Genomic DNA, 8,851 nt, shown 5'->3' with positions numbered 1-8,851 from the left:
GGTAGAATTGGTTTGATCCTTGGTTTTGAGGATGATGTGAACAGGATAGCAGTTGCCCTGGATGCAAACTCCTACGTTCTTAAAAAAGCGGCAGAAATGAGGGCAGACATGCTGATTACTCATCATACCCTTATCTTTCATCCGGTAAATATAATTTCAAAGCCTCTGGCAGCTTCCCTCAGGATTGCTCTTGAAAACGGGATCTCCCTTTACAGCATGCACACTAATTACGACAGAGCTGAAGGAGGAATTAATGATGTTCTTGCCACCCGCCTGGGGCTCAAAAATATCCGGACTTCAGAAATCGGAAGGATAGGGGAAATCGAACCGTGTTCCTCAGCTGAACTGGCAGCCCATGTTTCTGATTGTCTGCAGACCCCCGTTATGTACGCCGGAGAAAAGGATGAAATCAGTAAGGTGATGGTTATAGGGGGTAGCGGCTTTCGGAACGAATATCTTGAAATCGCCAGGGAAAACGGAGTTGATGCCTTTATCTCATCCGAACTTAAGCATGACATCCTCCGAACGCATGAAGATCTCTGCCTGATTGATGCAACCCATTATGCTACGGAGAACCCGGGTATGGAAGCCCTATGTTCCAGGCTGCGCAGGCTTCCTGGAATTGAGGTGGAATTCATTGACCAGCCTTCCGGACTCCTGGCGGTTAACTGCAGGCTTGACAAAAATAAGGTTGCACTCGATCTGAACGAAGGAAAGGAGACCTGTAAACAGGAAGAACCCGGGAAGGAATCTCTTGAATCCATGCTTGAAGAACAGTCAAGAAACCAGATACGTTCAGATTACCGGCGCAGCCTTGGAAATGAATATCGCAGAAGATACCTTGAATAAGCTACTTCAACTTCAATCAATGCTACTTCAATCAATGCTACTTCAACCAATATATCCTGTATATGTTTCAATCATAAATTTCAATGAGGTACCGTATATGGTATCTCAAATACCCCGGGCAATTTATTTCAAACCGATTTTTTTAGGAGCCCGCCTGTTTAAGACTTAATTTCCGGTTTTATGTTTTACTGTTGCCGTATCGGGTTTCTGATTCTATATCATTCAAATAGTTTTCAAAATGCCTTCTCAAAATGCCCGTTTCTTTTGTTTCAGGAAGAGAGGCCATTATTGCCTCTAGATATCCGTACTCTTTAAGAAGGGAATAAGTTGCAGGAAAATTTATGTCAAAAATCCAGCTCAGACGAAGAAGTTTTACGTCGTTTCTGTTTTTCATATCCCCAACTTTTGCCATTCTGTTATTCAGGATCTCTGATACTATGGGTTCCGAATACCCCTGAGCATCTGGCAGATATAGTTCAAGCGCCGGGTTCCTGCATCCCTCTTCTGCATATTCTTCACTGGCAAGCCTCAGGATGTCAATCTTGTCTGCATCCCTTATCAGCCTGGAGAAAAAATAAAGTTTACTGCAGGTCTCTACATTTTCTGGAATTTCCATCAGGTTGTGATATTCTATAGCTTTCAGGATGAGGTTTTCTTCTTCTCCGGAAAGGCGGGAGAGAACTCTTTCTTTATTCAGAATTTTTACGCCCAGAATCGCATGATTTTCCGATTCTGAATCTCTGAACGTTTTGTATTTAATGAACTGCTCAAAACGACCCAGGTCATGAAACAGGGCTATTGCTTCGGCAAGCATGCATTCCTTTTCGCTGATTTTCGTCGATTTTGCAAGTAAAAGGATATTTTCACAAACTCTTTCCGTGTGTTCGATCTTTAGCTCAAGATTTTCCTGGATGAAAGAGTCGGGAGAAAATAATCTGTTCACATACTCGAAAAACCATCTCCGAAAATAAACCAGGTCTTCTTTCTGCATGCTTCTGCAATAAGAAATGTTGAGGTATATACTTTATGCATATCTTGCAGATTTTGTACTGAAAAGGTTTTTGTTTAAATAATAATATTAATTACTCCGGACAATTATGAGATAATTATAGTTTCCTTCAAGATAATAACTTTGCAATTTACCGGAACCCAATCCTTACCTGTAAACACCGTGACTATCTGCTATAAATTCAACGTTTTCCTGTGAATTGAACAGTTATCTGCAAACCAAACACCCAAAAAAATATGACCACAATATGAGATTTATAAATTAGTAAAAACTGATAATTCTCATATTAATCCGGTAGTCCCTTTTTAAACTGCATTAATTATATATGGAAGGAGCTCTTCAAATTAAATGAGTATCTACTGGAAAGTTATAGGAAGAAATCCGGTTCGAACTGGGTAAATTCTCTTCGGGGGAAACAAAAGGAATTTGTACAGTGACTTTTATCTCTGGATGTTCTCGTTTACATCATTTAGGAAACTACATATCAGAGTGATCTTAGATGATACTGATAGACTGCTTATGAAAATTTTCCACAGGAACTCATTAGAATGAATCGGGGTATTTAATGAGCTCAATTAAAAAAACTTCTTTGATCGTTTGTTCTTTCATTCTTCTGGCCTTTGTTTCATCTTTTACCTCAGGTTTTTTACCTGCAGCGGAAGCAGCTGAAAGCCAGACAAATATTGTAGGAGATAACTTCCCTGCTGCTATTCCCACTCTTGAAGAGGTACTTGCGCAGCACCCGGCTTCTGTAGAAGGCCTGTTAAGTAAAGGCAATGAACTTTATTCTCTCAATGAATATGAGCTTTCCATAGGATGCTTTGAAGATGCACTTGAAATGGACTCTAACTCGTCAATGGCATGGTATGGAAAAGGATGTGCTCTGACCGCGTTGGAGAGATACGAAGAATCAATTGACTGCTACGACAGGGCTATTGAAACCTTCCCGGTTTCTTCCGGGGTCTGGTATGAAAAAGGCAATGAGAACCTTCTGACTCAAAATTATGTCGAAGCTGTCAACTGTTACGAGAAAAGTCTCGCTACGGATAATTATCTTTCCAGAGTCTGGTTCCAGAAAGCCCTTGCTTCTGAGAAACTCAGCCTTGACCAGGAGGCTTTAGCCTCTTATGAGAGTTCAATTGAACATGGATCCAACTCTTCCGAAACTCTGAAAATGCAGGGAAAGGCTTATGCCGGGCTTGAAAAATACGACGAAGCAATGAGCTGTTTTGAAAGAGCTCTTAACATTACTCCTGACGATTTTGAACTCTGGACTCAGAAAGGAATAATGTATGATATGTCCGGGGATTATGAAGCTGCAATACAGTGTTATGATCAGGCTATCTCCCTTAATCCTGACCTTGTGGAGGCCTGGTATAATAAAGGCGTAAACCTTGAGAGGATGGAGATGTATCAGGATGCCCTGACCTGCTATGAATTTGTCCTCCTTTCAGAGCCTGAAAACTTTAGTGCCCTGCAGAAGAAAGGTCTCTGTCTCGAACAGCTTGGTAGAAATGAAGAGGCTCTGCAGTGTTATGACCAGATACTCATTTATAGTCCTGATAACTCTGAAGCCTGGCATAGCAAAGGCTCTATACTTGATAAAATGGGAAAGTACGATGATGCAATAGTCTGCTATGATAGAGCTCTTAACCCCAATGCAGGAATTGCGATAGAAGAGGCTGGAGATGCTGTACTCGGAAAGCTTAATACCTACGATTCTTCACTTGCCAGTTATTCTGAAGTTCCCGAGTTTAAATCTCCTGCAGTTAAAATCTGGTACGATAAAGGGCTGGCTTTTGATAAACTTGAGAACTACGAATCTGCTCTTGAGTGCTATAATCGGATTCTTGAGACCGAATCAGATCATGCAGTGATCTGGTACTTAAAAGGTCAGGACCTTGACAGACTTAACAGGTATGAAGAAGCCGCTGACTGCTACGATAAAGCCCTTAAACTTGATTCCGGATATGCTAAAGTCTGGTATAGAAAAGGATATGATTCTTCAAAACTCGAACAATACAAAGATGCCGTAAAAAGTTATAATAAAGCCACCGATCTTAATGGAAATTACACACTTGCATGGTACGGCAAAGCTTTTGCCCTGGCAAAAATAGGGGAATATGAAAATGCTCTTGTGTGCTATGATAAAGTTCTTGCCGTTGCCCCTGATAGTGCTGAAATCTGGTACAACAAAGGTCTTCTCCTTGATCAGCTCGAAAGATACCAAGAAGCTTCAGATTGCTACAGTCAGGCTCTCCAGATAAATTCAGGGTATTCTATTGCTCGTTTCAGATTGAACAAGGATATGGAAGTATTATCCGGAAACTCGACTTCCAGGTCAGTTGAAGGTAATAGTCCGGATGTCAGCCCACAAAGGACAATTTCAGGAGGTTTCTGGTCTTACCTTCTGGGCTACAAGTATGCAAGTCCAGAAGAGAGCTCGGATTTTTCAGGGAGCTTTAACGCCCTGAGTCCGGAATTCAGTTACGATTCCGCATGGTACGGCAAAGCTTCAACATACAGCAAACTTGAGATGTACGAGGATGCACTTTATTCTTACGAAATGACTCTTAAGATTAATCCTGTACGCACCGAGGCCTGGTATGAGAAAGGCTCTGCCCTTGACAAACTCGGAAGAGGCGAGGAAGCTCTGGAGTGTTACAAAAAAGCTCTTGATATTGACCCCCAATCGAGCAATGCCTGGTATGGGATAGCTTCTACATCGAGCACCCTTGGAAGATCAGAAGAAGCAGTTGCTTACTACGATCAGTTACTTGCTCTTAATTCCAGTGATCCTGAAGCCCTTCAGGGAAAATCTCTGGCCCTTGTAAACCTTGGCAGGTACGAAGAAGCAGTTTCCTGTTTCAATCCTCTTCTTGAACTTGAGCCGGAAAATATAGAGGCTCTGGAGGGTCGAGCTTTTGCTTTAGCCAGATCCGGAAGGCAGGAAGCGGCTCTGGAGGATTACGACAGAATCATGCAACTTGATCCTGCTAATTCAAAGGTGCTGGCTGAGAAAGCTTCTTTGTATGAAGAACTTGGCAGGTATGAGGAAGCTGCTTCAACCTATGGGGAGATTCTCCGGATTACGCCCGAAAACAGAGAGATAATGTACCGGCAGGGCAAGGCTCTGGAAGCGATGGGAGATTTCGAAGCAGCAATCGCCTGTTATGATCAGATTCTTAAGCTGGACCCGACAAATGTTGATGCGATTAATAACAAGGGTTTTGTTTTCTCTAAAATGGAGAGATATCAGGAAGCAATTGCCAGCTATGACAAAGCCCTTGAGTATGCTCCAGACAATGCTGCAGCCTGGTACTTCAAAGGATGCGCTTATTTCGCAATAAGCAGTAACAATGCTGCCCTTGAATGCTTTAATAAAGTGGTACAATTTAAACCAGACTGCATAACGGCATGGTACAACCAGGGGTATCTATACAATGTAATGGGAGACGTTAATGAGTCAGTCAATTCTTATGACGGTGCTCTTAAAATCAACCCCAATGCACCTTCTGCCCTTTATAACAAGCGTTTTGCCCACTACCGCATAAAGGAATACGAGGAGGCTTCGGTATATAAGGCAAGGCTTGATGCTGTTGATTCTGGCTTTGTGGCAGCCCTTCAGAATAGGGGAACCCGCATCTTCCTTCCCGAAACATACAGAGGCGACCTTAACTATCCACTGCCTGCAAGATGGTATGGTGGAGAAGAAAATATTTCTGAAAACGTTAGTGTAAACATGACTGAAATTTATCAGCAGTTAAACAACACTTCCTCTGAACAAGGTGAGGAATATGATAACGCTGATGAAACTACTGACGATTATGATGACACCGGGTACTGGTATATTCCTGAACCTGACGACGATCAGAAAACTGATAATAGTGAAGACTGGTATGTTCCGGAACCCGACGAGGTTTAAGGTTTAAAATAAGGTAAAAATAATGAATTATTCCGGTATGCGTGTAAGGTTTCAGGCATACCGGTAAACTTTTTCTAAAGAAACCAGATCAAAATTATTCCTGTCAGCAGTTTTTCGGTACCTTTTTTGTGTAACTTTAATTCTTTTTGCTGAAGCTGATTTTTCTTCAATTAATACAGCTTGATGGTCTTTGTTGATCGGTTGATATCCTTCTCTAATCTGAGCCCCTCCCCAAAATAAAAGAGAAGAGTATACATAGCCCGTGTGGTCTCAGTATAGTATTCCTCACGGGCGGAGAATTCGTCCTATTTTTTGGTATGTTGGTAAGATTGGGGCTAAATAAAGTTCTTTAAACAGATCCTTCTCACAGATTAATATAGCAATTTTTTTAACAATTGAAGAAGTACTGTTAAACTAGTTCACATACAGTAATTTTAAAAAAGGACAGAAGGCGCTTTTGAATTGTACAACCAATCCGAGTTTGGCAACCTCGAAAATTATCTGTTAGAAAAGAAATACAGTGAAAATACCAGCTGCGAACAAATCCCCGATGTTCATATATTTACTGGCACAGTTGAATATAAGAAACACAGGTTCAAGACTGTTTCTCTTTTTTTAATAAGCATTTTTGATGAAAAATTCCTTGAAATAATGAGCAAAATTTTCGTTCTTCTCTGTATAACCATAGCTCTGGTCACGACAATTAATTTCCTGGATAATGAAACTTTAGACTGGTTTTATATTCTGGGTATAATGGTATCCCTGGTTCCGCTTATTATCTCTTTATGTATACAAAATGTGCTGGAATATCATAAGGACACATTTTGTAGAAAATGTGGGAATAAGCTTGCCTGTGAGGAAATAGGCGAGCCAGTTCTGAAGGAAAAAAGCAATTTCGGAGACTATACATTAACAGTTACGAGACACTGGAAGTGCAGGTGCTGCGGGAATGTGGATACAAGGGAAGGACCTGAGAATATCTTTGCCGAAAAAGGGGAAATATTGCCCGCAATTTACCTGAAAGGTATTGAATGTAAAAAATGCAGCTTGTCAGGCACAGTTGTAGAATTCCAGAAACCTGATATTAAAGAGATCGGGAATAAGAGAATAACCAGAAGATATTATAAATGTACTCTATGTGGCCATGAGAATATATGTGAAAGTGAAGAAACAATTAACAGTAGCGCTCATGCCTGTGGATTATGAAGAACCACTTTTAAGCAGAAAAAGAACCACTTTTACCAGAGTCTGCCACCTTATATCTCTGTACAAGCACCGGAATCAAAAATGTAAATCGGAATTATGGTTCTGCTGCCTGTTGTCCTTTATTATTAAAAAAAGGATTGACATCAATCCTTTCCAATAATTTTCAGGTTGTAGGAAGGATATCAGGCTGTCATGAAAGAGATGCTATAATACTCATTCCCGACTTTTATTTCATAAGCCCCTTTTTCGTCAAGGAAATCAATTGTCCGTCTCCATTCATCAGGATCCACACTAAAGTACTCTCCGGGGGATTCGACAGCTCTTTTCAATGCAGGATATTCATCCAGTTCCTCTTCTGTCACGATAACAAATTCATCAGGTGCAAACTCCAGTTTTTCGGCTCCCATAAATTTGGAATACTCATGGCTGAGAGCTCCGAGGGCAAAGAAAGCTACGGAGATCAGGAGAAGGGCTATAAAAGAAACGGCAAATGCTTTCAGGATAAAAACCGAAGACCTTTCCCTTGAAACTAACAGCCCTAATGCAAAGAGTACCCCATAAATCACGAACATAAGATAAATTGATGTGGGAGGATGAATTCCTCTCAGGGTATACCCACTCAGGAAAAAAGTAAATATCCCGATGAAAAAGAAAAGCAGATATTTAAAATTCTTATTTTCTGAATTAGTCATAAATATCTCTATAAAGTCATACTGTGTAAAAGTATTTGATGTTTCCGATCTCCCAAAAAGCGAGAATACTGAAAAAAAGAATAAAATTGAAAAAATTCAGGGTTTAAAATAATAACTAAATAAATTAAGGCACTTTATTACAAACAAACTTAAGCACAGACCTTAAACAAAAACCTAAAGCACAGACCTTAAACAAAAACCTAAAGCACAGACCTTAAACAAAAACCTAAAGCACAGAACCTGAACACAGTTGAACCACAAAAATTAAAGTACATATCTCCAGCCGTCTTTTTTCAGGCTCTTCCTGTGTACTTCATAGCCAGGCATAAGTTCACCTACCAGTTTCCAGAACCGGGATGAGTGATTTTTTTCCTTTACATGGCAGAGTTCATGCACAACCACATACTCAAGCTGTTCGGGCGGAGCCATCAGAAGCTGGAAATTAATCCTGAGGACATTGTCTGCAGAGCAGCTTCCCCAGCGCCTCTTCTGGTGTTTCACCTTAAAAGTTGGGGGAGCTATATTCAGTTTTTCCGAATAGGCTTTCAGGAGCCTTTCAACATCAGATTCGGCACAGTCCCGGTAAAAATCCCAGACAACCTTTTTTACAAGTACCGGCCTCAGCTCCTCAGGAACAGTTTCAGGAATAAAGACAGTAAGTTCAGACCCAGTGAAGGAAGCAAGGGATTTTTTGATTCCGTCCACAGACAGGATTTTCAGGGGGTATTCTCTGCCCAAATAGAGATACTTTTCACCGTCAGTATACCGCTTCTCCTGGTTGGGCAGCCTGTTAGCCTCAAACCAGTCAAGCTTTTCCCATACCCAGCCAGCCTTCTTTTGTACCATGTCCCTGATAGCCTCACGGCTAAGTCCATGAGGGGCTCGGAACTCCACCTTTAGGTCCGGGCGGACTACGATCGCTGCTTTCCGTCTCTTTTTGCTATAGACGATTTCGTAGTCTATTGTCCTGCCGCACTCTTTGATGCTATCGTTTTTTCTCATGGCTGGTTCTTCTCCCGAATTGCGCCCCGGGATCTCAGGAAATCGCAGATTTTCAGGGAGTTGCGATGTAATCGCAACAGTACGCGGTCCGTTTCAGCAGAGTTGCGACTCTGCAGTACGCTGCCCTTTTCGCTGCGCTCAAGAGGGCTAATCTATGGGTTTTAGCAG

Annotated in this window: 6 protein-coding genes; 3 read left to right on the top strand and 3 right to left on the bottom strand. The window is 41.4% G+C overall.

What is annotated here, in order from left to right:
• Positions 1-849: Nif3-like dinuclear metal center hexameric protein (locus tag EO95_RS10410; RefSeq protein WP_048134553.1), on the top strand; the 849-nt coding region annotated here is incomplete at its 5' end.
• 178 nt (positions 850-1,027) lie between these two features.
• Here the strand turns inward: EO95_RS10410 and EO95_RS10405 are convergent.
• Positions 1,028-1,840: an HD domain-containing protein gene (locus EO95_RS10405; protein WP_048134551.1), complete on the bottom strand. Its 813-nt coding sequence runs from the start codon at positions 1,838-1,840 to the stop codon at positions 1,028-1,030.
• Positions 1,841-2,423: 583 nt separating this feature from the next.
• Between EO95_RS10405 and EO95_RS10400 the strand changes: the two genes are divergently transcribed.
• Positions 2,424-5,783, top strand: coding sequence for a tetratricopeptide repeat protein (locus EO95_RS10400; protein ID WP_048134549.1), 3,360 nt, complete (start codon positions 2,424-2,426; stop codon positions 5,781-5,783).
• A 462-nt stretch (positions 5,784-6,245) separates the two neighbouring features.
• Positions 6,246-6,989, top strand: coding sequence for a hypothetical protein (locus EO95_RS10395; RefSeq protein ID WP_048134547.1), 744 nt, complete (start codon positions 6,246-6,248; stop codon positions 6,987-6,989).
• 182 nt (positions 6,990-7,171) lie between these two features.
• On the opposite strand, the gene EO95_RS10390 is transcribed toward EO95_RS10395, so the two are convergent.
• Entirely contained in the window at positions 7,172-7,681 is a 510-nt protein-coding gene (locus EO95_RS10390) for a hypothetical protein (protein ID WP_048134545.1), read from the bottom strand.
• A gap of 264 nt (positions 7,682-7,945) precedes the next feature.
• Positions 7,946-8,683: a M48 family metallopeptidase gene (locus tag EO95_RS10385; RefSeq protein WP_048134543.1), complete on the bottom strand. Its 738-nt coding sequence runs from the start codon at positions 8,681-8,683 to the stop codon at positions 7,946-7,948.
• Positions 8,684-8,851: the final 168 nt, after the last annotated feature.

The sequence above is a fragment of the Methanosarcina sp. 1.H.T.1A.1 genome (genome assembly GCF_000979295.1).
Taxonomy (GTDB): Archaea; Halobacteriota; Methanosarcinia; order Methanosarcinales; family Methanosarcinaceae; genus Methanosarcina.
This window is presented reverse-complemented; position numbering and strand designations above follow the sequence as displayed.